The organism is Pseudomonas sp. R1-7, from assembly GCF_051132105.1.
Lineage (GTDB): Bacteria > Pseudomonadota > Gammaproteobacteria > Pseudomonadales > Pseudomonadaceae > Aquipseudomonas.
In genome coordinates this window covers 1,192,391-1,218,172 of the sequence record NZ_CP071661.1, presented here as the reverse complement: position 1 = coordinate 1,218,172, position 25,782 = coordinate 1,192,391, and the positions used below count along the sequence as shown (strand labels likewise).

17 protein-coding genes are annotated in these 25,782 nt (G+C 61.6%); 10 read left to right on the top strand and 7 right to left on the bottom strand.

What is annotated here, in order from left to right; all coding sequences use genetic code 11:
• The first annotated feature begins 4 nt into the window (after positions 1–4).
• From J3P79_RS05370 to J3P79_RS05360, 3 genes are all read left to right on the top strand, one after another.
• Complete coding sequence (locus J3P79_RS05370) at positions 5–1,180, top strand: alginate O-acetyltransferase (protein WP_434608752.1); 1,176 nt, start codon at positions 5–7, stop codon at positions 1,178–1,180.
• Positions 1,181–1,194: 14 nt separating this feature from the next.
• Positions 1,195–1,860, top strand: coding sequence for an alginate O-acetyltransferase AlgF (locus J3P79_RS05365; RefSeq protein ID WP_039591530.1), 666 nt, complete (start codon positions 1,195–1,197; stop codon positions 1,858–1,860).
• Between the two features lie 111 nt (positions 1,861–1,971).
• Positions 1,972–3,423, top strand: coding sequence for a mannose-1-phosphate guanylyltransferase/mannose-6-phosphate isomerase (locus tag J3P79_RS05360; RefSeq protein ID WP_434608750.1), 1,452 nt, complete (start codon positions 1,972–1,974; stop codon positions 3,421–3,423).
• A 133-nt stretch (positions 3,424–3,556) separates the two neighbouring features.
• Here J3P79_RS05360 and J3P79_RS05355 read toward each other — a convergent pair whose 3' ends face one another.
• Positions 3,557–6,379 carry an RHS repeat domain-containing protein gene (locus tag J3P79_RS05355; RefSeq protein WP_434608748.1) on the bottom strand — a complete coding sequence of 941 codons (2,823 nt, stop codon included), beginning with the start codon at positions 6,377–6,379 and terminating at the stop codon, positions 3,557–3,559.
• Positions 6,380–6,546: 167 nt separating this feature from the next.
• Here J3P79_RS05355 and J3P79_RS05350 point away from each other — a divergent pair, with 167 nt between their 5' ends.
• Entirely contained in the window at positions 6,547–7,011 is a 465-nt protein-coding gene (locus J3P79_RS05350) for a multidrug transporter (protein WP_434608747.1), read from the top strand.
• A 34-nt stretch (positions 7,012–7,045) separates the two neighbouring features.
• The gene (locus J3P79_RS05345) at positions 7,046–7,870 is read left to right on the top strand and encodes an SDR family oxidoreductase (protein ID WP_434608744.1); all 825 of its coding nucleotides are present in this window, start codon (positions 7,046–7,048) and stop codon (positions 7,868–7,870) included.
• Between the two features lie 27 nt (positions 7,871–7,897).
• On the opposite strand, the gene J3P79_RS05340 is transcribed toward J3P79_RS05345, so the two are convergent.
• The 5 genes from J3P79_RS05340 to J3P79_RS05320 all read right to left on the bottom strand — a co-directional run bounded on the left by J3P79_RS05340 (position 7,898) and on the right by J3P79_RS05320 (position 17,794).
• Positions 7,898–12,829 carry a dermonecrotic toxin domain-containing protein gene (locus J3P79_RS05340; RefSeq protein WP_434608742.1) on the bottom strand — a complete coding sequence of 1,644 codons (4,932 nt, stop codon included), beginning with the start codon at positions 12,827–12,829 and terminating at the stop codon, positions 7,898–7,900.
• Between the two features lie 135 nt (positions 12,830–12,964).
• Positions 12,965–13,828: an efflux RND transporter periplasmic adaptor subunit gene (locus tag J3P79_RS05335; RefSeq protein ID WP_434608740.1), complete on the bottom strand. Its 864-nt coding sequence runs from the start codon at positions 13,826–13,828 to the stop codon at positions 12,965–12,967.
• Positions 13,829–13,838: 10 nt separating this feature from the next.
• On the bottom strand, positions 13,839–14,039 hold the full coding sequence (locus tag J3P79_RS05330; protein ID WP_434608738.1) for a DUF1656 domain-containing protein: 201 nt from the start codon (positions 14,037–14,039) through the stop codon (positions 13,839–13,841).
• Positions 14,029–16,218 (bottom strand): FUSC family protein, encoded by a 2,190-nt coding sequence (locus J3P79_RS05325; RefSeq protein ID WP_434608735.1) that lies wholly within the window; start codon positions 16,216–16,218, stop codon positions 14,029–14,031. Before J3P79_RS05325 ends, J3P79_RS05330 begins: the two co-directional genes overlap by 11 nt.
• 10 nt (positions 16,219–16,228) lie before the next feature.
• The gene (locus J3P79_RS05320; RefSeq protein WP_434608733.1) at positions 16,229–17,794 is read right to left on the bottom strand and encodes an efflux transporter outer membrane subunit; all 1,566 of its coding nucleotides are present in this window, start codon (positions 17,792–17,794) and stop codon (positions 16,229–16,231) included.
• A gap of 207 nt (positions 17,795–18,001) precedes the next feature.
• Between J3P79_RS05320 and J3P79_RS05315 the strand changes: the two genes are divergently transcribed.
• Entirely contained in the window at positions 18,002–18,970 is a 969-nt protein-coding gene (locus J3P79_RS05315; protein ID WP_434608731.1) for a LysR family transcriptional regulator, read from the top strand.
• Positions 18,971–18,996: 26 nt separating this feature from the next.
• Here the strand turns inward: J3P79_RS05315 and J3P79_RS05310 are convergent, their stop codons facing one another.
• The gene (locus J3P79_RS05310) at positions 18,997–19,251 is read right to left on the bottom strand and encodes a hypothetical protein (RefSeq protein WP_434608729.1); all 255 of its coding nucleotides are present in this window, start codon (positions 19,249–19,251) and stop codon (positions 18,997–18,999) included.
• 228 nt (positions 19,252–19,479) lie between these two features.
• Between J3P79_RS05310 and J3P79_RS05305 the strand changes: the two genes are divergently transcribed.
• Genes J3P79_RS05305 through J3P79_RS05290 form a run of 4 tightly spaced genes read left to right on the top strand, consistent with a single transcriptional unit; the run spans position 19,480 to position 25,782 of the window.
• Entirely contained in the window at positions 19,480–20,637 is a 1,158-nt protein-coding gene (locus J3P79_RS05305; protein WP_434608726.1) for an efflux RND transporter periplasmic adaptor subunit, read from the top strand.
• Entirely contained in the window at positions 20,634–23,744 is a 3,111-nt protein-coding gene (locus J3P79_RS05300) for a multidrug efflux RND transporter permease subunit (protein WP_434608724.1), read from the top strand. The genes J3P79_RS05305 and J3P79_RS05300 overlap by 4 nt, the downstream gene beginning before the upstream one ends.
• A 9-nt stretch (positions 23,745–23,753) precedes the next feature.
• Positions 23,754–24,428, top strand: coding sequence for a heavy metal response regulator transcription factor (locus J3P79_RS05295; protein ID WP_434608722.1), 675 nt, complete (start codon positions 23,754–23,756; stop codon positions 24,426–24,428).
• Entirely contained in the window at positions 24,403–25,782 is a 1,380-nt protein-coding gene (locus tag J3P79_RS05290) for a heavy metal sensor histidine kinase (RefSeq protein WP_434608720.1), read from the top strand. Before J3P79_RS05295 ends, J3P79_RS05290 begins: the two co-directional genes overlap by 26 nt.

Here is a 25,782-nt window from a genome sequence, read left to right as displayed (position 1 = left end):
GGACATGACCCGCTCATTACGCATCTTCTACGTCGTGCTCTTCATGCTGATTCTGACAGCGTTGGGTATCTGGTCGATGCGCAGCTTCTTCGGCTTCAGCACCAACCCCGACGCGACCGTGCTCAACGGTCGCTGGGCCAAGGCCGTGGAAACGCACTACGACGAAGAGTTCCCGATCAAGCGCCTGGGCACCAACATCTGGGCCGCGCTGGACTACAAGCTGTTCAACGAAGGCCGCAAAGGCGTAGTCCTCGGACGCGACCAATGGCTGTTCAGCGACGAAGAGTTCAACCCGATCGTCAACGAAGAGCAGAACCTGCAAGGCAACTACGCGCTGATCGAAGGCGTGCGCCAGAAGCTCAAGGAACAAGGCATCACCCTGGTCATGGCGATCGTGCCGGCCAAGGCGCGGCTGTATCCGGAGCACCTGGGCGAAGTGAAGCCTTCGAGCATTCACGCCAACCTTTACCAGGACTTCCATGCCCGTGTGGCCGCGGACAAGATCGTCGCCCCTGACCTGCTCGCCCCGATGCAGCAGGCCAAGCAAAGCGGCCAGCAAGTGTTCCTGCGCACCGACACCCACTGGACTCCGGAAGGCGCGCAAATTGCCGCGGAACATCTGGCCAAGGCCATTGCCGAACGCACACCACTCAACGGTGAGCCCCAGCGTTTCGTCACCGAGCCTGCGGAGAAGATCATCCACAAGGGCGACCTGCGCCAGTTCCTGCCGCTGGACCCGCTGTTCGAAAACCTGATGCCGGCCCAGGAGCCGCTCGTCAAGCGCAACACCCGCGAAGCCGACGATCAGCCGGCCAGCGATGACGCGTTGTTCGCCGATGCCCAGGTGCCTGTGGCCCTGATCGGTACCAGCTACAGCGCCAACCCCAACTGGAACTTTGTCGGTGCCCTCAAGCAAGCCCTGCACAGCGACGTTGTGAACTACGCCGAAGACGGCCACGGCCCGATTCTGCCGATGCTCAGCTACCTCAAGAGCGACGCCTTCAAGAACAGCCCGCCACAGGTGCTGATCTGGGAGTTTCCTGAACGTTATCTGCCCGTGAACAACGAGATCGGCGACGCCGATCCAAAGTGGGTCGCCGAGCTCAAGCAAGCCGGTACCCGCCAACAGAACGTAGCTGCAAACACACAATCCGAGACGCCCGATCGGGCGCAAAACTGAAAGAGAGGTCCACCATGACTTTCAACACTACTCCTCGCCGTCTCGCTGCTCGCTCCTTCAAGGCCGTTGCCCTGGTCGCCAGCATGAGCGCCCTTTCCTTCTCGGCCTTCGCCGGTGACTCGGCCCTCTACGGTCCGGTCGCGCCAAAGGGTTCGAGCTTCGTGCGGGTCTACAACGCCAGCAACGCCGAAGTCAGCGCCACCGTCGGCAGCACCAACATCAGCGACGTAGCCCCCCTGGCCAGCAGCGACTTCAGCTTCATGCCCGGCGGCGACTACAGCGCCAAGGTAGGCAGCCAGACCGTACCGGTTAAACTGGCCTCCGATCACTATTACACCCTGGTCAACAACGCCAGCGGCCAGCCACAACTGATCGAAGAACCACCGTTCAAGAACAAGCAGAAATCCCTGGTACGTGTACAGAACCTCAGCGACAAGGCCCTGACCCTCAAGACTGCCGACGGCAAGACCGAAGTGGTTCCGAACGTAGCGGCCAAGGGCCGTGGCGAGCGTGAAATCAACCCGGTGAAAGTCAGCCTGGCCCTGTTCGAAGGCGACAAGAAAGTTGGCGATCTGAAGCCAGTGGCCCTGGAGCGCGGCGAAGCGGCCGTGCTGTACGTGACCGGTTCGGGTAGCAACCTGTCGCCGGTCTGGGTCAAGCGCCCGGTTTCCACCCGCTGATCATTTGCCCGGGTGGCCTGAGGGCCGCCCGGGCACGGAACAAAAACAAGAGAGTGAAACGACAGAACGCAGTAGCTCTAAAACCATTTCGATTTTGTAGGAGTAACACACATGATTCCGGTGATCTTGTCAGGTGGTAGCGGCTCACGTCTTTGGCCGCTTTCGCGCAAGCAATTCCCTAAACAGTTCCTGGCCCTGACCGGCGAACACACCCTGTTCCAACAGACCCTCGAGCGCCTGGTGTTCGAAGGCATGGACACGCCGATCGTAGTCTGCAACAAAGAGCACCGTTTCATCGTCAACGAGCAGCTGTCCGGCCAGAACCTGGAGGCCCAGCGCATCCTGATGGAGCCGTTTGGTCGCAACACTGCGCCGGCCGTAGCCCTGACCGCGATGATGCTGGTCAACGAAGGCCGCGATGAACTGATGCTGGTCTTGCCAGCCGACCACGTCATTGAAGATCAGAAAGCCCTGCAACGCGCCCTCGCCCTGGCCACCGTGGCCGCCGAGCGTGGCGAAATGGTGCTGTTCGGCGTACCGGCCACCAAGCCGGAAACCGGCTACGGCTACATCAAATCGACCAACGATGCGCTGCTGCCTGAAGGCGTGAGCCGCGTCTCGCACTTCGTCGAGAAACCCGACGTCAAGCGCGCCACCGAGTTCGTCGAAGCCGGCGGTTACTTCTGGAACAGCGGCATGTTCCTGTTCCGCGCCAGCCGCTTCCTCGAAGAGCTGAAGAAGCACGATCCGGACATCTACGACACCTGCCTGCTGACGCTTGAGCGCAGCGAGCAGACCGCCGACACCATCACCTTCGACGACGCTACCTTCGCCTGCTGCCCGGACAACTCCATCGACTACGCCGTGATGGAAAAAACCCAGCGCGCCTGCGTGGTGCCGCTGTCGGCCGGCTGGAGCGACGTCGGTTGCTGGGCATCGCTGTGGGAAGTCAACGCAAAAGACACCAACGGCAACGTCACCAAGGGCGACGTCGTCATCCAGGACAGCCGCAACTGCATGATCCACGGCAACGGCAAGTTGGTGTCGGTGATCGGTCTGGACAACATCGTCGTCGTCGAGACCAAAGACGCCATGATGATCGCCCACAAGGACAAGGTCCAAGGCGTCAAGCAACTGGTCAACACCCTCAACGCCCAGGGCCGCAGCGAAACCCAGAACCATTGCGAGGTCTATCGTCCGTGGGGTTCCTATGACTCGGTGGACATGGGCGGTCGCTTCCAGGTCAAGCACATCTCGGTCAAGCCGGGCGCGTGCCTGTCGCTGCAGATGCACCACCACCGCGCCGAGCACTGGATCGTGGTCAGCGGCACCGCCGAAGTGACCTGCGACGAGAACGTGTTCCTGCTCACCGAAAACCAGTCGACCTACATCCCGATCGCGTCGGTCCACCGCCTGCGCAACCCGGGCAAGATCCCGCTGGAAATCATCGAAGTGCAGTCCGGGAGCTACCTGGGCGAAGACGACATCGAGCGCTTCGAAGATATCTACGGTCGTTCCACCCCGATCGAACGCGGCGTGTCGGTGAAGACCATCGCGCAGTAACGATCAGTAGAACAAGAAGCCCCCATCCAGCCCACTGCGTCCCCTATCCGCAGTGGGTTGGGTGGGGGCTTTTTTTCATGGATCCAACAGCCTTACTGATGCGTCTATACACTCGAAAATCAGCTTTCGGCTATCAACGGTTAGCCACCAGTACCTGTTTGGATTGCACTTTTCGAACGCGTGTCTTCGAATAAACGCTGACCGACGCGTTCGAGCGATTAAATAAGGATGGTTTTTTATCCGGCGAATACTGATTGATCGCAGCCGTGCCCTGCGTGCTCTGTTGAAAAATGCTCCAGACGCCATCCTCTCGGTTGAATCTCATAAAAGCGAAGGCGGTAGTGACTTCTTCCTGTTGGCCTTCGGAATTTAAGATATAACCGTAATCCTTGTACTCCATTGCCGCACTGAGTCCTAGACCATGGTCGATAACAGCCAGGTCATTGTATTCGACATCTTCCTTTCCTCCTTGCACATGCCGGACCCGCAGAACATTGTCGTTGAGCTGGTCAACAGTCAACGAACAACCACTGAATCCAGGAGTGAAGACATGATCCGCGTCCCGCCGACCGGGATTTATGGGAATGTCGACAAAGCCCCCCTGAGGCGCCCAATAGGCTAATACTGCGTTGTTTCCTTGAGGAATATCCGTGGGACTTCTCAAAACCCTCAAGGCGTTGAAAACTCCACTAGCCGCCCCGCCGTAACTAAATTTTTCCGTTGTAAACAGCAGCTTACCTCCGCCTTGCAGGTTACTGAACTCGGGAGGGAGTGCACGGACATCACTTAATAGAAACGTGCTGACTTCCACTTCCTTGAGTTCAGTTTCGCTAAGCGCGCTGTGGATACTGGTCGGTTTTGCGACCGCCGGCAGATTCCGCATATATGTTCCGACATCAGCCCGCTTGGCCCCAGAAACGTTGCGTTCAGCACCTATTGCAATGACCGGTTCGTGTAATCCATTGGGACGTTTTTTCGTAGTTATGGAGCCATTATCGTCAATGAAAGAGATTGGATTGTTTCTGACCATCCGGTAAATATTCAAACCATCCACCGTCCCCGCCGGATCCGGATTCACCCAGCGCTGCAACCACGGGGCGTAATACCGAAACCCATAGTAATAAAGCCCCGTCGCATCCCGCTCCTTGCCCGAATAACGCACCGTCTTGTAGCCCACCTCGATTACGTCATTTCCAGTCAGATAGACCGTTTCGCCGAAGGGATAAAAATGCTCCCGGCTGATGATCCGCCCGTCCTCGGCCAGCTCCAGGCCAACCGAACCCAGATGATCGGCAACGCTGTAACGATAGCAATCATTCTTTCCAGTCGGCGGCGTGCTTTCCCAATGCAATACCCGAACATCGCTGAGCCCGCCCTGGGCGACGATCACCTGCAGCGCCTCGCCCGTGCCACTGTCGGCACGCAACTCCAATCCCGGCAAATAACGCACCTCGGCGGCCAACGTACGAGTACCGGTCTGCAAGGTGCGAAGCTTGCGCGCCCGTTGCCCGCCACCGTCGTAGACATACGCTTCGCTGTCGTTGAGCCCGGAGGCGCGCTCGATGGGCGTGACCGACCTCAACTGGTTGCGTAAGTCCCAGGCCAGGAACCGACCCGCATCCAGTTCCAGGCAGTTACCCCGAGCGTCAAACGCAGCAGCGATTTCCTCCTCCGTGGGCGGCACGCCGTCGCGGTACGGCAGGCAGCGATTACTGTAGCGCGCCGCTTGGATTTTCCGGCCATGGCTTTGCGCACCGACGTGAACCAGCTCCAGCAGATTACCGGCCTCGTCATACCGGTAGGTCTGTCGGTAGTTGCTGACCGCCGCCGGGTCGCTTCGTCCCAGCGGGTCGGGCCCCTGATTGGCCGCGCCGGCCTCCCAACCCGTGGCTTCGATCAGTTGATAAAGACTGTCGTAGGTAAAGCGACTGATCGGATCGATGCGCTGATTGGCGAAGTAGCGGACCGGCTGGGCCTGGTCTTCGATGCTCAGCACATTGCCCATCGGGTCATAGACATAGCGCAAGTGTTGCAGCATCTGGTCAGCACGCATGGCTTGGCGTTCCGACAGGCGTCCGTCCTCTGGGTCATACGTAAGTGAAGTTTGCACACCGTTGCCAGCTGTCTCGTGTTCTATCTGCCCAAAGGCGTCATAGCGAATATCGCTCACCAGCGCCTGCCAATCGCCTTGCCCCTCCAACAGCAATTGGCTACCGGACAGCCGGCCATCGAGCGTAAGGCCCCGTCGTCGTCGATTGCCCATGGCATCAACCTGCTCCAGCACATCGTCCAACGGCCCAAAGCGCCACGTCGAAACAGCGCCATCTCCCGGCTCCAGCAGATGTTCGCGATCGGCCCCAGCCTCCGGCCAATCGGGCGAAGCCGCATCGAGGATGAAGCGGCGATCTTGCATGAGGTTTTGCCCGGTCAAGGTAAAGGATGCCAGCGACAACGTACCCGCCGTGTCGTCGTGGCGGATCAATTGCCCGTATTGGTTGTAGTCTTGATCGCCCTGGCCCGGGTAGCCATACATCAGGCGTTCGGTACACCGGCGCGGCAGCCCGGCGCCTCGCTCGAACACCGCCACGGGGCGAAGCGATTCGTCGTAGAAAACATCGCGCTGAGTCCCTCGGCTGTCCCAGCCCAGCAGAACTTCGTCGGCGAGGCCCGGCAGATCGGTTTGCCGGCCGGCATCAACGCTGTCTGTTTGCAGCGCGACGCCAGATAACGAAGAAATCGTTGAAAGATTGGCGGGCGCCGACTTGGCACTTTCCTGCAATGACCACAACCGCGGATCCCACTGTTTCACCGCGCGCCCAGCGACATCAAACAGGCTACGGTTGATGCGCGGCTGCGCGAGACCGCCCTCACGGCTGCGGCAATAGCCAATCGAACGAACCGGCAAGTTTCGCGAGTCGACAGCCGTCAACGTCGGCGTTCGATGATCCATGCCCATAAGTGGCAGCTCCGCATATGCCAGGCTATCGCAGCACATCTAACCAACGGCGGTGCATGGCTGCCTACTGTCATATATGACAGTGCCGACCGACGGTACAGGGCGGGTCAATATCCATCGCCCGCTCCCTTCGGTAGGATGTGCCAACGGGAACGGAGGCTTCAAACATGCTTATCGGCGTCGTATTGGTCATCACCTGGCTCATCCTGCTGTTGCGCTACCCGGCCAAGGCCTTGCCGGTTTCCCTGGCGGCCTTCTTGGGCCTGGGGCTGGTGGCGGCGTGGGTACTCTGGCAGGAGAATCGCGAGACCCGGCAACTGGCCCGCCTGGACCTGAGCATTGCCTACGCGCCCGAACACTGCCCGGCCGATCGGCCGCTGTTGCTGAAAATACGCAATGGCAACGATGTTCCGTTGACCCAACTGCACTGGCGAGTCGCGGCCTATGCACCCGGCGATACCATCAATCTGGCCGACAATCTCTACAGCTCACCGCGTTATCGCGGCCCCGGCGACTTGCAGCCCGGTGCCGACTGGCAGGACTGCTTGCCGATCCCGCCACTGCGTCCCGGCTATCGTCCACAGAGCCTGGAGTTTCGTGCGGAGCGATTGCAAGGTAGCTTCTCCAATTGACCTCCCCTTCAGCTTCTTGCACAAGGAATGCGCCATGCCCGTTGCGTTGATCACCGGATGTTCCAGCGGCATCGGCCGCGCCCTTGCCGATGCTTTCAAGGGCGCCGGCTATCAGGTATGGGCAAGCGCGCGCAAAGCCGAGGACGTGGCGCAGCTAAGCGCCGCAGGTTTCACGGCGGTGCAGCTGGACGTCAACGACAGTATGGCGCTGGAACAGTTGAGCGAACGGATCAACCAGCAACACGGCGGCCTCGATGTGTTGGTCAACAACGCTGGCTATGGGGCCATGGGCCCGCTGCTGGATGGCGGCGTGCAAGCCATGCAGCGTCAGTTCGAAACCAACGTCTTTGCCATCGTCGGCGTGACTCGCGCATTGTTCCCGGTGCTGCGCCGGGCCAAGGGATTGGTGGTGAACATCGGCAGCGTTTCCGGCGTGCTGGTGACGCCCTTTGCCGGCGCTTATTGCGCCTCGAAGGCAGCGGTGCATGCCTTGAGCGATGCGCTGCGCATGGAACTGGCGCCGTTCGGCATCCGCGTGATGGAAGTCCAGCCCGGCGCCATCGCTTCCAGCTTCGCCAAGAACGCCGGGCATGAGGCCGAACAGTTGATCACTGAACAATCGCCCTGGTGGCCGCTGCGCGACGGCATTCGCGCCCGCGCCAAGGCCTCCCAGGACAACCCGACCCCGGCCAGCGAATTCGCCGCCGACCTACTCAAGGCCGTACAACAATCCAAGCCACCGCGCCTGCTGCGCCTGGGCAACGGCAGCCGGGCATTGCCGTTGATGGCAGGCCTGCTGCCCAAGGGGTTGCTGGAGAAAGGCTTGATGAAGCGGTTCGGGTTGAAGGGTTCCCTTTGATCGCACCGCAACCTGCTGGCGAGTCATTCAAATCGGCGACCTGTACGGCCACCAGCTATGCACCAAGGCCTCGGTAGCCTGGGTTGAAGCTTGTACCGCGTCAGCGGCCTGAACGAATTTGATGATCAACCATGCCCGGCGTAATTGGTCGGAATTGAGTTCAATGCCCTTGGCGCCCCAGGGCACTTCCCCTACCGGCTCCAGAGGGGGGTGCGCCTGGGGAGGATGGGCAAGACTGTCCATAAGTCCCGGGGGCCATTGAGAGGTATCCAGCCTCCCATCATAGGCATCGCTCAGGTTTTCAATAACGGGATCCCACTTGCTCTCGAATGCCCGCCAGATGGAAGACATTTCCTTGAGGTAGGGCGCCCATGAGAGTGTCTCGAATTGCGGCTCTCCCTCTGTGAGGTCTTTTAATAGATGGCTGACGAAAAGCGCCTCGGTTGCACGAGTGTTGAATACCTGGGGGCTCCACCCCTCGTTAATGGCCTGCAGACCCGCCCATATTCGATAATGCTGAAACGTGAATCGAGAAAAATCATTCAGCATTGGGTGCGCCAGGTCCAAGCAAAAAAATCGGAACAATTGCACGTGGGTCTCTAGCTCATCCAATGTAAATGTCCGATGCCGCAAGCTGGGCTCCAGGCGCGAGTAAATACGCGACTGCAACGCCTTGAACCGTTCGTCCAGGTCGGTGACACGTTGACGTGCGAATTCCATCGAACCGTCCAGATTGAAAAGACGCTCAACGGCCCTTACGCCGCGGTGGGTGGGGTCGGGGGCGTTCAGTCCCATGTCTTGCTCGTTCACCAGGCGGGCCACCTCGTCGCTGAGCCAGTCCAGGAATTTCGCACTGGAGAGGTTTTCACGCAGCCGTTCGAATGTGCTGCGCAGGCTAGCGTCCGAGACCCAGAGGTCACGGGTATGTGCAAAACGATAATTCGCCGCTCGCAGCCTGGCGATCTGGCTCACCGGCAGCGGATTGTCATCCAGGTTCACATCGAACGACCGGCTGTCTTGCGCATTGTCGGGCAACGCCGACAGCAGGGAGTCCAGGTGGGTAATGGCGTTGCCGCGCAAGATCAGGTGAAGCGTGTGGGGTGGCGATCGCTGCAGCAGTTCGATGAGTGCAGCAGGAATCTCCTTGAGTTTGGAGTGCGCCAGGTTCACGAATTCCAGATGGGACAATCCCGCCATGCTCGACAAATCAATCAGGCGATTGCCGCTCAGGTCCAGTGCAACCAGACGATTAAGATGGCTCAGGAACGAATTGTTTCGCTCATCCAGGAGCAGCCTGCTGTCGCTCAGGCTGAGGTACACCAATCGTCTCAGGCGACCGATGGCTTGCAGCAGCTCAGGCCCGAACCAGAGGTTGTCCTTCCACACCAGATGTTCAAGTCTCGGCAATCGTGCCAGCGCCTCGATAGCCGCGACGGCGCCTTGATCCTGCGCAGGCTCAGGGCCGCTGGGCACACCGCAAAGCTCGATCCATTCCAATGTGGCGCTGGGCCTTGGACTGAGCAAGGGCGCGAAAACCTGGTCGTCGAAAACAAGCGGGTTGTCGTTCAATAAAAGAAACCGCAGCCGAGTCATGTCCCCAACGGCGGAGGGGCAACGAGTAAGGCGATTGTCGGTCACCGAGAGTTCGATAAGGTTCGCAAACCCGCTCAAGAACTCCGAAGGGTCTTCAGCTAAAGCCAACCCGTTGAGCTTGATCGCCTCAATATGGCTGAAATCACCTGGCAGCCTAGGCAGCTTCCCTATCGGACAAGATTCCACTGCCAACCCCAGCACTTCCCGTTGCCGGATGGGAAAACGGATTTCACGGCGCCAACTGCGGCGCAACGCCCTGCCGACTCTCTTGCGCAAAGCCGTTCTGACGGCCGGATCATCGCGCTCCACAACATGATGCTTGCCCTGATCTTGCTCCCAGGTTTCCAGGCTTTCGTCGAGCGTTTTCCACTCGACTTCTTTTTCACTGATCAGCTCGCCCAGCCGTTTGCCCGTTTGCACGCTGCGTGCCTGGAGTTCGGTCATCACTTGGGCGCAGATCGTTGCGTCTGGATAGAGCGCCTGAAGGCGAGATTGCAAGGTCGCCCTGCGCTGCCACGAGCCCCGTCCTCGCCCGCTCATCGGGTAGCCCAGATGCTCGCCCACCCGTTTGAGGGAACGAACGTTGTCAAGTCGCGATGGGCGAATACCCAATGCCGGGCGCAATAGCTCGCGACGTCCCAAGGCATAGTCCATGAGACGTCTGCGCAGCTCGTCCTGTTGCCAAATGTCCAGGCCCAGCCTGCGGCGTGCCGAGTCAGGCAAAGCCCGCAGCAAGGCATCTTCCAGGCTTGTGGGCGGACCAAGTTCGTTGCCCGTCTCATCGAAAGGTTGATAGTGACCGTCGCGGCGGCGAACGGTCTTCAGTGGTCCGGTTTCGCCAGCGTCCAAAGGGTCGGCAAAACTGCCGTCGAGCTGCAGTTGCACACGTACCGGCTCTGCCAGCCCTATCAACTCGGACGAGAACAGCTTCATGGCCAACCGGTCCCGGTCATCGCCGGAAACGCCGGCCTCGAGCGCCTCCAGTGCACGCGCTACCCGTAGCTCTCGCAGCACTTCAACCGTTCGTTGGGCAAGGCTCTGCGGTACGCGACCGCTACTCAGACCCTGTTGTTCTTCGACGGTCATGCTCGACAGCAGGGCATCCGCCACCGGCTCCGGCAAGCTCGGAAAGTCGCGTCGCAAGAGCGCGGCGTACGGATGTCGAGCTGCAAGATTGGCGAAGTTATCGATCAAACGGTAACCGGAGCGCTCCAGCCTGTCAGCCAACAGATTGGCGAGACGGCGATGGGTAATTGCTGGGGCTTCCCAGGGGGTTTCAGGGCCCAGCAAAGCGCTCTTTTCGCGGGCGTCGAATTGCCATAGCAAGCGTTCCTGCCATTGGCCAGTGTTGAATGCGCTACCGTCGAGATGCAGCTCGGGGCCCTCTCCGGCAATAAGAAAAGAGGCACGTTCATCCATGTAGCGAAACGCACGCCGGACCGGCCAACCGGGCAACTCCGTCAACAACTGGGCAACGCCCAGGGGCACGCTCTGCAAGGGCTGATTGGCGCGCAGCCGGGCCATCGCTACCGATATTTGCGCCCGGGCTGAAAGACGCCGGGCCATGTAGGGCAAAAGTTCCGGCAGTGGCTCGCCGTTCACGGCCAGGTAGCGCAGCCGATCATCGCTGATGCCCAACAGTTGTTGAGCATCGTTCAGGCTGATTTTGGACAACGCTTGCAGTTGGGGGTCGATTTCCTGCAGCAAGCGTGCGCCTTGCATGACCAACGGATCTCGATGCATCCAGCGCCACCCTGTCGTTCGGCGCCACTCCAGGGCCGGGGCTACGCCACGGTGATCGGGGGCAAGCCTGAGATGCAGGTCACGCTCTTGGCCGGTCACCTCGTAGAAACGTCCATCAATCTTCACCCAGGCATCATCCGCAGCTCGCCAGACGCCATAGGGGTCCACAGTCGCATGGGCCGGCGGCGAGCGCAGGCTGGCGAACGCCTCGGTGCGCCCGTGCCAAAGCCGCTCATGCCCCTCGATCGTGACCACCGGGCTCATTTCATCAAGCAGATGATTGGCTCCGAACGCACCTACCCCGAACGTCGCGGCGCTCATCGCGGCGCTGAAAAGATGCTGGATCGCTTCCAGCCGCTCTCCCAGGTTCAGCGCGTAGGCGCCTTCATAGACATCGAGGATAAATTGTCCCATCCCCAGGGCAATCCCTGCCCAGGCCAGCGGCTCCACGCCCGGCAGGAACATGCTGATGCCGCTGAAGAATTGCAATCCGGCACCCAGCCACATCCAGGTTTCGCCAACCACCACGTCTCGATCAATATCAGCCACTGAGCGGGCCTGGCTCGATGCGCTGCTCAGCACAACGCTACGCCACTCATGGTACAGGCCTCGCCAGAAATCCCCACGTAGTTCATGGCCCTTGACCAGGTTCTTTTCTCCCTTGCGCAACAGTTCCACCAGGGCTGGATCGCTCCAGCTTCTATGGGGCAGGGGCAGGAGCCGGGAAAAGAATGCCGCATACCGAAGGTCTCCCAGACGCTCGGACAGATCATCCTGGAACGCCACGGAGCTGGGATATTGCTTGATGGGCGAGACGGGGTCGTCAGGTATGTGGACCACGATCGGTACCCGTTGCCCCGCGCCTTGAGGTTCGCCCCAAAAGACACGCACCCCCGGCAGGATGATGCGGTGTTCCGCCCGCCATCGATCACTCAGTTCCAGACCGCTGGCGACCGCTGTTCGCAACGGTTGCAGAACAACGGAGGCATCGAGATGCACACCAAACGCCGCCAGGATGCGTTCGCCCGTGACGTCCAGCAGTCCCCGCATGCGAGCTTGCTGGGCATCATGTCGCAACTGCGTTTTTTTGTATTTTATGTAAGTTGCCGCGATGGTTGGCGGGACGGCAACATCATGGGAAAGCCGGGGCAGCTGGCGTCGCAATTCGTGGGTGTAGGCGGCTCCAGTATCCAGATCGCGACAGAGCCTGGCGAAGTCATGCATCTGCACAAGAGACGCGCTGACAGGCTCAGGATAAAGTCTGAATCGACTGCCCCGGAAGAAAGCCTGGGCCTGCGTATCGGAGGAGGTGAAATTGATCAGCGCATATTCCAGCAGCGAGCGCTTTTCAGGTGCACGCGGTGTACACACCGGCGTCGATGTACCTCCCCCAGGTATCGGGTAAGTTGCACAGTCATCCCGAAAATACCTGATCAGTTCAGAACGCTCCACGTCGACGGTCGCGCCGAAAAAAACATCCATATGCAATTGCATGCGTGACAGCGAAAAGTCGCGCAGCGACGGGATACCGTTTATCGCTTGGCTGAAGCGATGTCCTGCCTCGGCGAGGTCAAGGGCGGCCTGTTGCAGTTTCGCCTGTTCGGCCTGGTTGGCATCCAGCAACCATTGTGGCAACTGGCGGCGAATGAAAAGGTGATGAGTCAGCTGGGTCATCGAGAGTTTCCTTCAGTCGAAGACACCAGCTTGGACGGGCCAGGGACAGGTCGGGTGGTAGATATTTACTACAACCGAGGGGACTCAGCGCACGACGGGCGGGTCGACCACCACGGTGCAGGTCATCCCTGCCGCCAGCAGCACACCATCCGGCACTTCGTCGAGATGGATGCGCACCGGCACGCGCTGGGCCAGGCGTACCCAGTTGAACGTGGGGTTCACGTCGGCGATCAACTCGCGGCTTTCGGGATTGTCGCGGTCATAGATCCCCCGGGAAATACTCTCCACGTGGCCCTTGAGCATCTCACCGCTCATAAGCTGCAACTGTGCGGAATCACCCACCCGCACCTTGGGTAGCTTGGTTTCTTCGAAGAAGCCATAGACCCAGAACGAGTTCATATCCACCACGGCCATTTTCGCCTCGCCGATGCGCGCGTAGTCGCCACGGTGCACGTTGAGGTTGGTAACGTAGCCGTCCACCGCCGCGCGAACCTCGGTACGGGCAAGGTTCAGTTCGGCCGCCTCCAGTTGCGCCTGGGCCTGCTGGTAGTCGGCCAGGGCCGAGTCGGCTATGTTGCTGGCGTCGTCGCGGTTCTCCCGGGAGATCACCAGGCTATCCAGGTCGGCGCGCCGGTGGGCATTGACCTTGCGCATCTCCCAAGTGGCCTTGCGCGACGCCACCAGCGAGCGCGCCTGTTTCACTGCGATGCGGTAGTGCTCGGAGTCGATGCGCATCAGCAAGTCGCCCTTTTTCACCAATTGGTTGTCGCGCACCGGCACCTCAATCACCTCGCCACTGACATCGGCGGCGACATTGATGATGTCGGCCCGCACCCGGCCATCGCGGGTCCAGGGTGTGTTCATGTAGTGCACCCATAGCGTACGGCCGATCCACAGCGCCACGGCCAGCACCAATAACGTCGCCACCAGACTGAAAAACTTCTTCATCGCATCGATCTCAACGGTAGACCGTCAGCGCCAGCGCGCCGAACAGACAGGTAAACAGGCTCAGGCGCAGCAGCGCCGGGTGCCAGAAAAAACGGTACAGGTCCATCTCCGACAGGAAACGATCCAACGCCCAGGCCAGGCCGGCGGCGATGAAGAACATCAGGGTCATGGTGGGCATGTAAACGCCGTGGAAGGCGATTTCACGGGGCATGTTCAGGTTCCTGGGGCGGCGCGGCAGGCGGCATGGCATCGCTGGCCAATGGTGATTGCGGATCCAGCAAAGAGGTGCGGATGAAATGCAGGTAGCTTTTCACCCGGCGCAGGGCCGAGGTGTCGAAGTGCGGGGCGAAAGGCTCGTCGGTGGCTTGTACACAGCTGAGCGCATGGTCAACAGCCACCAGCGCGCGCTCCAGATTGTTCTGGCCGGGCTGGCGGAACAGCCGCACCAGCGCCCGCCCCATCACCCGGATCGACTGGCGCCAAGGCTGGCTTTCGGCGTAGGCAGGATGTACCGGCAGCGTCGCCTGCTCCTTGCGCAACTCAATGATGGCGTGGCCGATTTCCAGCACCACGAACATCCAGCGCAGCAAATCCCGTTGCACCCCAGGTTGCCCCGCCGCCAACCCGTAGGCCTGATGCAGCAAGTCGCGGGTACGGCTTTCGAAACCCGACGCCAGTCCCTTGAGCTTGCCGCTGATGGCAAACACCACCTGTTCGCGCAGGTCTTGTTCGAGCCGGCGCCACAACCAGCGACTGTTGGGCGGCAGGATGATTGCACCCGCGGCGGCGCACACCAGCATGCCGAGGATCATCGCGAGGTAATCGTTGATGAAGGTGTACGGGTTGTAGACCGTCGGATTGTCCGGCACCGAGCCGGTGCAGAAAAAGATCAGCAACCCCAGCCCCACGCCGGTGTATTGCGGGCGTGAACTGAGGAATGAGCCCAGCATGATCACTGGCGCCAACATCACGCAGAGCAACGGGAAACCATCAATCAAAGGAAAGACGAAAAACATCTCGACGAAGCCGACCAACGCCCCGAACAACGTGCCGCAAGCCATCTGGAACGCCATGCGCTTGGGGTTCGGCGTAGCGGCGGAGAGCCCGACAGTGGCAGCGGCGATCATCGTCATGGTCGCGCCGCTCGGCCAGGCCGTGGCGACCCAATAGCTGCCCAGCACCAGCAGGATGAACGCGGCGCGAAAACCGGATGCGGCTGCGGCCAGGCCGTTGGTCTGCGACACGAACGGCTCATTCCAGCGTTCGCGTTCGTGGTGGTGGTCGGCCAGGGAAGCGTGGGTCTGGGCGTAGCCGTGCAGGTCTACGACAAAGCGATACAGCAGTTCATAGGCGGTGTGGAAATCCAATTGCTGCGCCTCACTGGGATCAGTCTCCTGGAACTGCGCCCGCAATCGGCGCACCTGGGCCGGCAAATCGGCTTTGTAGGCTGCGAGCGCCGCCGCCAGGCGCCCCGCGTCGGCATCGGTCAGGGCCCGTGTGCTAAAGCCATCGAGCAGTTCAGCCAGGCTTTGCAGTCCGGGTTTCATGGCGCTGACCACCGCGTCCGCCGTGCCGTTGCGCAATCGTTCGAGCAATTGGTGCAAGGCGTTGAATCGGGTGGTGATGCCCATGAACTCGCTGTTCAAGCGACTGAGCCGACCGTTGCGCCGACGCATGTGCGGGTCTTCGAACACGGTCACGCTGCGCAGGCTCTCCAGACCCACCGCCTCGGCAATGAAACCCACGTTGCGCGCCTCGAATGCCTCGGGTTGGCTGCGCCCGCGCAAACCGTCGGTGACGAACAAGGCGAACACGCCAAAGCGCTGGTAAAGCGCATTGCGCATGGCAGCGCTCGCGGTTTGCGGCAGGATCGCGGCGCTGACCGCGGTGGAACAGAGGATCCCCAGGGCAATTTCCACCACCCGCCACACAGCCGCCATGAAAGCCCCTTCCGGATGGGCCAGGGCCGGCAGGCCGATCATCGCCGCGGTGTAGCCAGCGAGCACGAAACCATAGGCGCGAAAGTTGCGATAACGCGCCGCGCCCGCCGAACAGATGCCGACCCAGATCGCCAGGCAGCCGAGGAACAGTTCGGTGTCCTGGGCGAACAAGGCGATCAACGCGACCATCACGGCCGAGCCGGCCAAGGTGCCGAGCAAGCGATAGAAACTCTTGGCTAAGACTTGGCCGCTCTGGGGCTGCATGACAATGAACACGGTGATCATCGCGGTGCGCGGCTGCGGCAGTTCCAGGCGCATCGCCAGCCACAACGTCAGGAACGCCGCCAGCAAGACCTTGAAAATGTAAACCCAGGTCACGCCGTCGCTGCGGGCCCAATCGTAGAGTCCACGGCGCCATTCGAGGCGATACAGCCAGAGCAAATACGTCATGCAAGGATACTCAGCATCGTGGCGAGGGAGCTTGCTCCCGCTTGGGTGCGCAGCACCCACCTGAAGGGACTGCTGCGCAGTCCAGCGGGAGCAAGCTCCCTCGCCACGAGACAGCGCGCGCCACAGGCAGGTCGCTGCCCGCCTCAAGCCCGCCACCCAACGCCGTCACCAGATCGGCATGGGCACTCAAGCGCGCCGCCTCGACCTGCCGTTGCACCTGTTGTTGCTTGAACAACAGGCTCTGGGCGTTCAGTACGCTGAGGTAGTCCGTCAGGCCACGCTGGAACGCCACCAGCGCAATGTCATAGGTGCGCTGGGCGGCAGCCACCGATTCGGCGGCGAAGACCTGTTGCTTGTCCATCGACTCGCGCCGGATCAACTGGTCGGAGATGTGTTTGAGCGCGTTCACCAGGGTCTGGTTGTAATGCGCCACGGCGATATCGTAACCGGCAGCCGCTTCGCCCAATTGCGAACGCAGGCGGCCGCCGTCGAAGATCGGCAGCGAGATCGCCGGGCCGACGTTGTAGGTGAGCTTCTTGCCGGTCAGGAACTCCAGCGCCCCACCGCCGGTGGCCATGTAGCCCAGGCTGCCCACCAGATCGACGTTGGGATAAAAACCCGCTCGGGCCACATCGATGCCACGGGCCTGGGCCTCCACCCGCCAACGCCCGGCTACTACATCCGGGCGTTGGCCGAGCAGTTCGGCGGGCAGCGTCGAAGGCAACTTCAGGGGGGCGTCCAAGGCCAGGGCGGGACGGTGCAGGCCCGCGCCGTCGCCCGGCCCCTTGCCCGCCAGCGCGGCCAATTGGTTGCGACTCAGGGCAATGGCTTCGTCGAGGGCGTCGAGTTGACGGTGGGTTTCGGGCAGCGGTGCCTGGGCCTGGCTGACTTCCAAGTGCGTGCCGATGCCACCGTCCAGGCGTTTTTGTGCAAGATCAAGGATCTGCTCTTGTTGACCGAGGGTCGCAGCGACGATATCGCGCAGGGCGTAGTGCAGCGACAATTGGATATAGGCGCGCACGATGTTGTTCTGCAACTCCAACTGCGCCTGGCGGGCCTCGGCGACGCTGACATGGGCCAAGTCGACGGCTTGCTCGGTGGCATTGCGCTCACGCCCCCAGATATCCAAGGCGTAGCTCAAGCCCAGGGCAGCGTTGTTGTCCCACGTGGTGGTATCGGCCAACTCGCCGGGGCCATAGAACTGATCGGTGGGCCAGTTGTGGCGCTTGAGGGTCGACTCGCCACTGATCTGCGGCGACTCGGCCGCTTCGGCGACACCGGCCATTGCCCTGGCCTGCCGGACCCGGGCAGCGGCGATGGCCAGGCTTGGGCTGTCGTGCCCGGCCAAGTCGATCCAGCGATCCAATTGCGGGTCGCCATAGGCTTTCCACCATTGTCGGGTGGGCCAATGGGCGTCGCGTGCCGCCTCGCGAATCGCGTTATCGGTCGCCAATTGGTTGGGCGACAGTGCCTTGCCTTGTGGGGCAATCCCCCCGGTGCCGATGCAACCGCTGATGGTCAACGTCAAAACCCAAACACTGAGAGTCTTCAGCTCTCTGCTGATGCAACGCGGCACGGGCGCAAAATCCTAGGAAAAATATCGAAAAACTGTCGGAGCGGTCGTCAGCTGCGCCACTGGCGGCAATTCTAGGGACCGCTCCCAACGGCGATAAGCCGACCTTTGTGCGAATCTTTGTTACCGTAAACGCGATAATCCATAAGTTGGGGTCCCGTCACGCTGTAACTTCATGTCACAATTTGACACCTCCCAAGAGAGCCCTCCATGGACACTTTGCAAAACATGCGTGCGTTCAGCTGTGTGGCCGAAGCTGGCAGCTTCACCGCCGCCGCCGCGCAACTCGACACCACCACGGCCAACGTCTCGCGTGCGGTTTCCAATCTGGAAGCGCATCTGCAAACCCGCCTGCTCAACCGCACCACCCGACGCATCGCCCTGACCGAGGCCGGCAAGCGTTACTTGCTGCGTTGCGAGCAGATCCTGGCCTACGTCGAAGAAGCGGAAGCCGAGGCCAGCGACGCCCATGCGCGCCCGGCCGGGCAGTTGAAGGTGCACACCATGACCGGTATCGGCCAGCATTTCGTGATCGATGCCATCGCCCGGTACCGCAAGACTCATCCGGACGTGACCTTCGACCTGACCCTGGCCAACCGCGTGCCAGACATCCTCGACGAGGGCTACGACGTTTCCATCGTGCTCGCCAGCGAATTGCCGGATTCGGGCTTCGTGTCCCAGCGCCTTGGGATCACCTACAGCATCGTCTGCGCATCGCCTGGCTATGTGAAAGCCAGCGGCTGCCCGCAGAAACCCAGCGACCTGCTCAACCACGCCTGCCTGCGCCTGGTCAGCCCGGTCATTCCGTTGGAGAAATGGGTGTTCGACGGCCCGGAAGGCCAGGAGATGGTCACCATCAATAGCTCGCCGTTCCTGGTCAATTCCGCCGACGCCATGAAGACCGCCATCATCAGCGGCATGGGGGTGGGGGTATTGCCGGTGTATGCGGCCATCGAGGGTCTGCGCAACGGCACTCTGGTGCGGGTCATGCCCAACTACCGTTCCCAGGAGTTGAATCTCTACGCCATCTACCCGTCGCGCCAGTACCTGGATGCGAAGATCAAGACGTGGGTCGAGTACCTGCGAGGTTCACTGCCGGAAATCCTGGCGGCGCACCAGGCCGAACTGACAGCCTATGAATTGAGTGGAAGCCTGACGGGGGCACGGGTCGCGAACTGAATCCGCGCCTTGCCCCCAGGAAAACCTCAGCGTTTGCCCATCGAACGACGGGTACCGGGAGGCGCCGCGCCTGGGGTCTTGGTGTGGCCGTTTTTCGCGCCATTCTTGTACCAGGGCTGCTGCCCGGCACCTTTGGCGGCTGCCAGTTCGCCGGGTTTGAACGGGAACCTGAAGGCCGGGATCACAGGCTTTTCATCGGCGTTGGAAACATCGCTGTCCGTCTGGGCAGACGGTTCGCCTTGCAGGCGTTCGTCCGCGGGCGATGGTATCGGGGAAGTCATGTAAGGCTCCGGGCGGTATGCCGGGCTCGGTAAGTGAGCCGCGAAACGCAGCAGTATACCTGCCCGAAATCGCGGTGCACGGGGCAGATTCAATTGTGAAGTTCCGTCTGACGGAAAGTCAGGACGAAACTGACAGCCGTGACAGCTAGCCGTCACCTTCCTGACCGCCTCGCAACGCTATATAAGACAGATAGAATTCCCACCGTCCCGAACCGGCTCTTCGCATCCATGCACATTCAGAAAAAAACCACCCTGCTCGTCGCGCTGTTGGTCGTCCTGGGGGCGCTGGTCCTGTGGTTCTCGATGAAGCCTGCCGCCACCAAACCCAGTGCTGCCGGCGCCGTGCCGGTCAAGGTCGTGAGCGTGGTCGAAAAGGACGTGCCGCGCTTTGCCAGCGGGATCGGCACGGTACTGTCGCTCCACAGCGTGGTGATCCGCCCGCAGGTCGACGGCATCCTGACCAAGCTGGCGGTCAAGGAAGGACAGTTGGTCAAGAAAGGCGACCTGCTGGCAACTATCGACGACCGCTCCATCCGCGCCAGCCTCGACCAGGCCCGCGCCCAACTCGGCGAAAGCCAGGCACAACTGGCGGTGGCCCAGGTCAACCTCAAACGCTACAAAGCATTAAGCGTCGATGACGGCGTATCCAAGCAGACCTACGACCAGCAACAGGCGTTGGTCAACCAGCTCAAGGCCACCGCCCAGGGTAACCAGGCGGCCATCGATTCGGCACAGGTGCAACTGTCCTACACCCAGATCCGCTCTCCGGTGACGGGCCGTGTCGGCATTCGCAACGTGGATGAAGGCAATTTCCTGCGCACCAGCGACGCCGAAGGGCTGTTCACCGTGACCCAGATCGATCCGATCGCCGTGGAGTTTTCCCTGCCGCAACAAATGTTGCCCACGCTGCAGCGATTGATCGCCGCTCCGGACCAGGCGTTGGTCAAGGCGTACATCGGGGCCGACGGGGCCACCGGGGAGTTGCTCGGCGAAGGACGACTCAGCCTCATCGACAATCAGGTCAATACCAGCACCGGAACCCTGCGGGCCAAGGCCGAATTCGACAACGCCGCCCAACGGTTGTGGCCGGGGCAGTTGGTCACGCTGAAGATCCAGACCGCCATCGACAAGGCCGCACTGGTGGTACCGCCGACCGTCGTCCAGCGCGGGCTGGAGCAACCCTTCGTTTATCGAGTCGTGGGCGACAAGGTGGAAAGCGTGCCGGTGGAAATGGTTTACCAGGACAGCGACCAGCACATCATCAAAGGCGTGAACGCCGGTGACCAACTGGTGAGCGACGGCCAGTCACGGCTCAAGCCTGGCACCAGCATCCAGGTGCTCGGCGACCCGCCCGCCGTGGCCAAGGCCGGGCAGGCGAAGCCATGAAGGGGCGTGGCTCGATATCGGCGTGGTGCATCGACCACCCCATCGCCACGGTCCTTTTGACGTTCGCTCTGGTGCTGCTGGGGTTGATCGCCTTCCCCCGCCTGCCTGTCGCGCCTTTGCCAGAAGCAGAATTCCCGACCATCCAGGTCAACGCGCAGTTGCCCGGTGCCAGTCCCGAGACCATGGCTTCGTCGGTGGCGACACCGCTGGAGGTGCAGTTCAGCGCCATTCCCGGCATTACCCAGATGACGTCCAGCAGCGCGCTGGGCTCGACCAACCTGACCCTGCAGTTCAGTCTCGACAAAAGCATCGACACCGCCGCCCAGGAAGTCCAGGCGGCGATCAACACCGCCGCCGGCAAGCTGCCCAACGACATGCCGAACCTGCCGACCTGGCGCAAGGTCAACCCGGCGGACAGCCCGGTGCTGATCCTGAGTATCAGCTCCGACCTGATGCCCGGCACCGAACTGAGCGACTACGTCGAGACCTTGCTCGCCCGCCAGATCAGCCAGATCGATGGCGTCGGGCAGATCTATATCACCGGCCAGCAACGCCCGGCGATCCGGGTCCAGGCTTCCGCCGACCGGCTCGCGGCGATTGGCCTGACCTTGGCCGATATTCGCCTGTCACTCCAGCAAGCCAGCCTCAACCTTGCCAAGGGTGCGCTGTACGGCGAGTCGAGCATCTCGACGTTGTCCACCAATGATCAGTTGTTCAAGCCCGAGGAATACGGTGAGCTGATCGTGGCCTACCGGGACGGGGCGCCGGTTCATCTCAAGGACATCGCCAAGGTCGTCAACGGTTCGGAAAACGCCTACGTCCAGGCCTGGTCCGACGACCAGCCAGGGGTCAACCTGGTTATTTTCCGCCAACCGGGCGCGAACATCGTCGAGACCGTCGACCGCATCCAGGCGGCGCTGCCCACCCTGGAGGCCATGCTCCCCGCCGCGGTGCAGGTCAAGGTGATGATCGATCGCACCCAGACCATCCGCGCCTCGTTGCACGAAGTGGAAATCACCCTGCTGATCGCGGTGCTGCTGGTCGTGGCGGTGATGGCGTTGTTCCTGCGCCAGCTCTCGGCGACCCTGATTGTCTCGGCGGTACTCGGGGTGTCGTTGATCGCCAGTTTCGCCCTGATGTACGTGATGGGTTTCAGCCTCAACAACCTGACCCTGGTGGCGATCGTCATCTCGGTGGGATTCGTGGTGGACGACGCCATCGTCGTGGTGGAGAACATCCACCGGCACCTGGAAGCCGGCGATGGCATGCGCGAGGCGGCAATCAAGGGCGCCGGGGAAATCGGCTTCACCGTGGTGTCCATCAGCTTCTCGCTGGTGGCGGCGTTCATTCCGCTCCTGTTCATGGGTGGCGTGGTGGGGCGGCTGTTCAAGGAGTTTGCATTGACGGCCACCTCGACCATCCTGATCTCGGTGGTGGTGTCCTTGACCCTGGCGCCGACCCTGGCCGCCTTGTTCATGCGCGCCCCGACGCACCATGCCCACGCGGGGCCGGGTTTCGGCGAGCGCTTGTTGGGCTGGTATGAACGGGGCCTGCTTCGGGCCCTCGCCCATCAGAAGTTGATGATCGGCGTGTTCGGCCTGACCTTGGCGCTCGCCGTGGTGGGCTACGTGTTCATACCCAAGGGATTCTTCCCGGTACAGGACACCGGCCTGGTGCTCGGCACCAGCGAAGCCGCCGCCGACGTGTCGTTCCCGGACATGGTGGCCAAGCACAAGGCCCTGGCCGAAATCGTCGCCGCCGACCCGGCAGTGCAGACTTTCTCTCACTCCGTCGGCGTCTCGGGCAACAACCAGACCATCGCCAACGGCCGCTTCTGGATATCTCTCAAGCCTCGGGGCGAGCGCGACGTATCGGCCAGCGGCTTTATCGATCGGATCCGCCCCAAGTTGCTGAAGATTCCCGGCGTCGTGTTGTACCTGCGGGCCGGGCAAGACATCAACCTCAGTTCCGGCCCCAGTCGCGCCCAGTACCAGTACGTGCTCAAGAGCAACGATGGGCCAACCCTCAACGCCTGGACGCAAAAGCTCACTGACAAGTTGCGCAGCATTCCGGCGTTCCGTGACATCTCCAACGATTTGCAACTGGGCGGCAGCATCACCCACATCAACATCGATCGCAGCGCAGCAGCGCGCTTCGGCCTCACCGCCACGGACGTCGACCAGGCGCTATACGACGCGTTCGGCCAGCGCCAGATCAACGAATTCCAGACCGAGACCAACCAGTACAACGTGATTCTCGAACTCGACACCCAGCAACGTGGCAAGGCCGAGAGCCTGGCGTATTTCTACTTGCGCTCGCCCTTGAGCGGGGAAATGGTGCCGCTCTCGGCCCTGGCCCGCTTCGACGCCCCCACCAACGGCCCGTTGTCGATCGCCCATGACGGCATGTTCCCGGCCGCCAACCTGTCCTTCAACCTGGCGCCGGGCGTGGCATTGGGGGATGCGGTGCGCCTGCTCGACCAGGCGAAGAACGAAATCGGCATGCCTGCGGCAATCACCGGCACCTTCCAGGGCGCGGCCCAGGCCTTCCAGAGTTCGCTGAAAAGCCAGCCGTGGCTGATCCTCGCCGCGCTGGTTGCGGTGTACATCATCCTCGGCGTTCTGTACGAGAGCTTCGTGCATCCGCTGACCATCATTTCCACCCTGCCCTCGGCCGGCCTTGGCGCGTTGATCATGCTGTGGCTGCTGGGACAGGACTTCTCGATCATGGCGTTGATCGGCCTGGTGCTGCTGATCGGTATCGTCAAGAAGAACGGGATCCTGATGATCGACTTCGCCATCGACGCCCAGCGAAACGGCGGGATGACGCCACAGGACGCGATCTTCCAGGCCTGTATGACGCGGTTTCGTCCCATCATCATGACCACCCTTGCCGCCCTGCTCGGTGCACTGCCCCTGATGCTCGGCTATGGCGCCGGCGCGGAACTGCGCCAGCCGCTGGGCATCGCTGTGGTCGGAGGCCTGCTCGTCAGCCAGGCGCTGACATTGTTCACCACACCGGTCATATACTTGTGGCTCGAACGACTGTTCCATCGACCCGCCCACCGGCACGGCCCTACGCCAGCGGCGCTGGCGAATACAAACTGAGGCCGGGCCATGCGCGTTCTGATCATCGAAGACGAAGAAAAAACCGCCGACTACCTGCACCGCGGCCTGACCGAACAGGGTTATACCGTGGATGTGGCGCCGGACGGCGTCGAAGGGCTGCACCTGGCCCTGGAGAGCGATTACGCGGTGATCGTGCTCGACGTCATGCTGCCGGGCCTGGACGGTTTTGGCGTGCTGCGTGCCCTGCGCGCCCGCAAGCAGACACCCGTCATCATGCTCACCGCCCGCGAACGGGTCGAAGACCGTATAAAAGGCCTGCGCGACGGTGCCGACGACTACTTGGGCAAACCGTTTTCCTTCCTCGAACTGGTCGCGCGCCTGCAAGCGCTGACCCGCCGCAGCGGCGGCCACGAGCCGGTGCAGGTGAGCATCGCCGACCTGTGGATCGACCTGATCAGCCGCAAGGCCACGCGGGCCGGGCAGCGTTTGGACCTTACCGCCAAGGAATTTTCGCTGCTCAGCGTCCTGGCCCGCCGCCAGGGCGAAATCCTGTCGAAGACGGCCATCGCCGAAATGGTCTGGGACATCAATTTCGACAGCGACGCCAACGTGGTCGAAGTCGCGATCAAACGCCTGCGGGCCAAGCTGGACGGTCCCTTCGACCGTAAGCTTCTGCACACCATCCGAGGAATGGGATATGTGCTGGAGAATCGAGGTGAGTAACAGCATCGCGCTGCGCCTGAGCGGCATGTTCACGCTGGTGGCGGCACTGGTGTTCCTGCTGATTGGCGGTGCCCTGTACCAGCAGGTCGATAAGGGCCTGGGCCTGTTGCCGGAAGCGGAGCTCGACGCCCGCTACAGCGTGCTCGAATCCACCGTGGGCCGTTATGGCACGGCCGAGCACTGGGCAAAGATCAATAACAAGCTGCGGTTGCTGGGTGAGGAAGACAAGCGCATCCATTTCTGGATCGTCAGCGGCGACCCGCGCTTTGAATATGGCAACCCCGACCCTCGGATTCGCGCCGTCGCCCAGGGCCCCTTGGGCAAGCACGACCTGACCTTACCCGACCGGCGCTATCCAATGAAGGTGCTGGTGAGCCAGTTCCCCGCCAAGGAGCAGCGCCCTCCCCTGCGCTTCATGATCGGCATCGATACCGAGACGTTCTACCAGACTCAACACCGTCTGCTGGTGGCACTGGTGAGCCTGGCCTGTGTCGGTGTGCTGCTGGCCTCGTTGCTGGGTTACTGGGTGGCGCGCATCGGGCTCAAGCCGCTCATCAAGTTATCGGACGAAGCCCAACGCCTGGCGCCACCTCGCCTTTGCGGGCGGTTGCGATTGTCCCCGTTGCCACCGGAACTCGGCCAGTTCGTCAGCTCGTTCAATGCCACCCTCGACCGGGTCGAACAGGCTTACTCCCGGCTCGAATCGTTCAACGCCGACGTTGCCCATGAACTGCGTTCGCCGCTGACCAACCTGATCGGCCAGACCCAAGTGGCGCTGACCCGGGGGCGCTCGGCAGAGCATTACTTCGAAGTGCTGCAATCGAACCTCGAAGAGTTGGAACGCTTGCGCTCCATCATCAACGACATGTTGTTCCTGGCCAGCGCTGACCAGGGCAGCAAGGCCACCAAGCTGACCACGACTTCCCTGGCCGACGAAGTGGCAACCACCCTCGATTACCTGGACTTCATCCTGGAGGACGCCCAGGTCCAGGTACACGTCAGCGGCGATGCCCAGGCCACTATCGAAATTGCCCACCTGCGCCGGGCCTTGATCAACCTGCTCAGCAATGCCGTGCAGCACACTGCGCCCGGCCAAAAAATCGATGTACACATCGAAGCCATCGGCGGGCAGATTAGCCTTGCCGTCACCAACCCCGGCACGCCTATCGACCGCGAACATCTGCCGCGCCTGTTCGAACGTTTCTATCGCGTCGATGCTTCGCGCAGCAACAGCGGCGCCAACCACGGGTTGGGCCTGGCCATCGTCAAGGCGATTGCGCTGATGCACGGCGGCGAAGTTTTCGTGCACAGCGACCGAGGCGCAAATACCTTCGGAATCCGTTTGCCGGCTTGA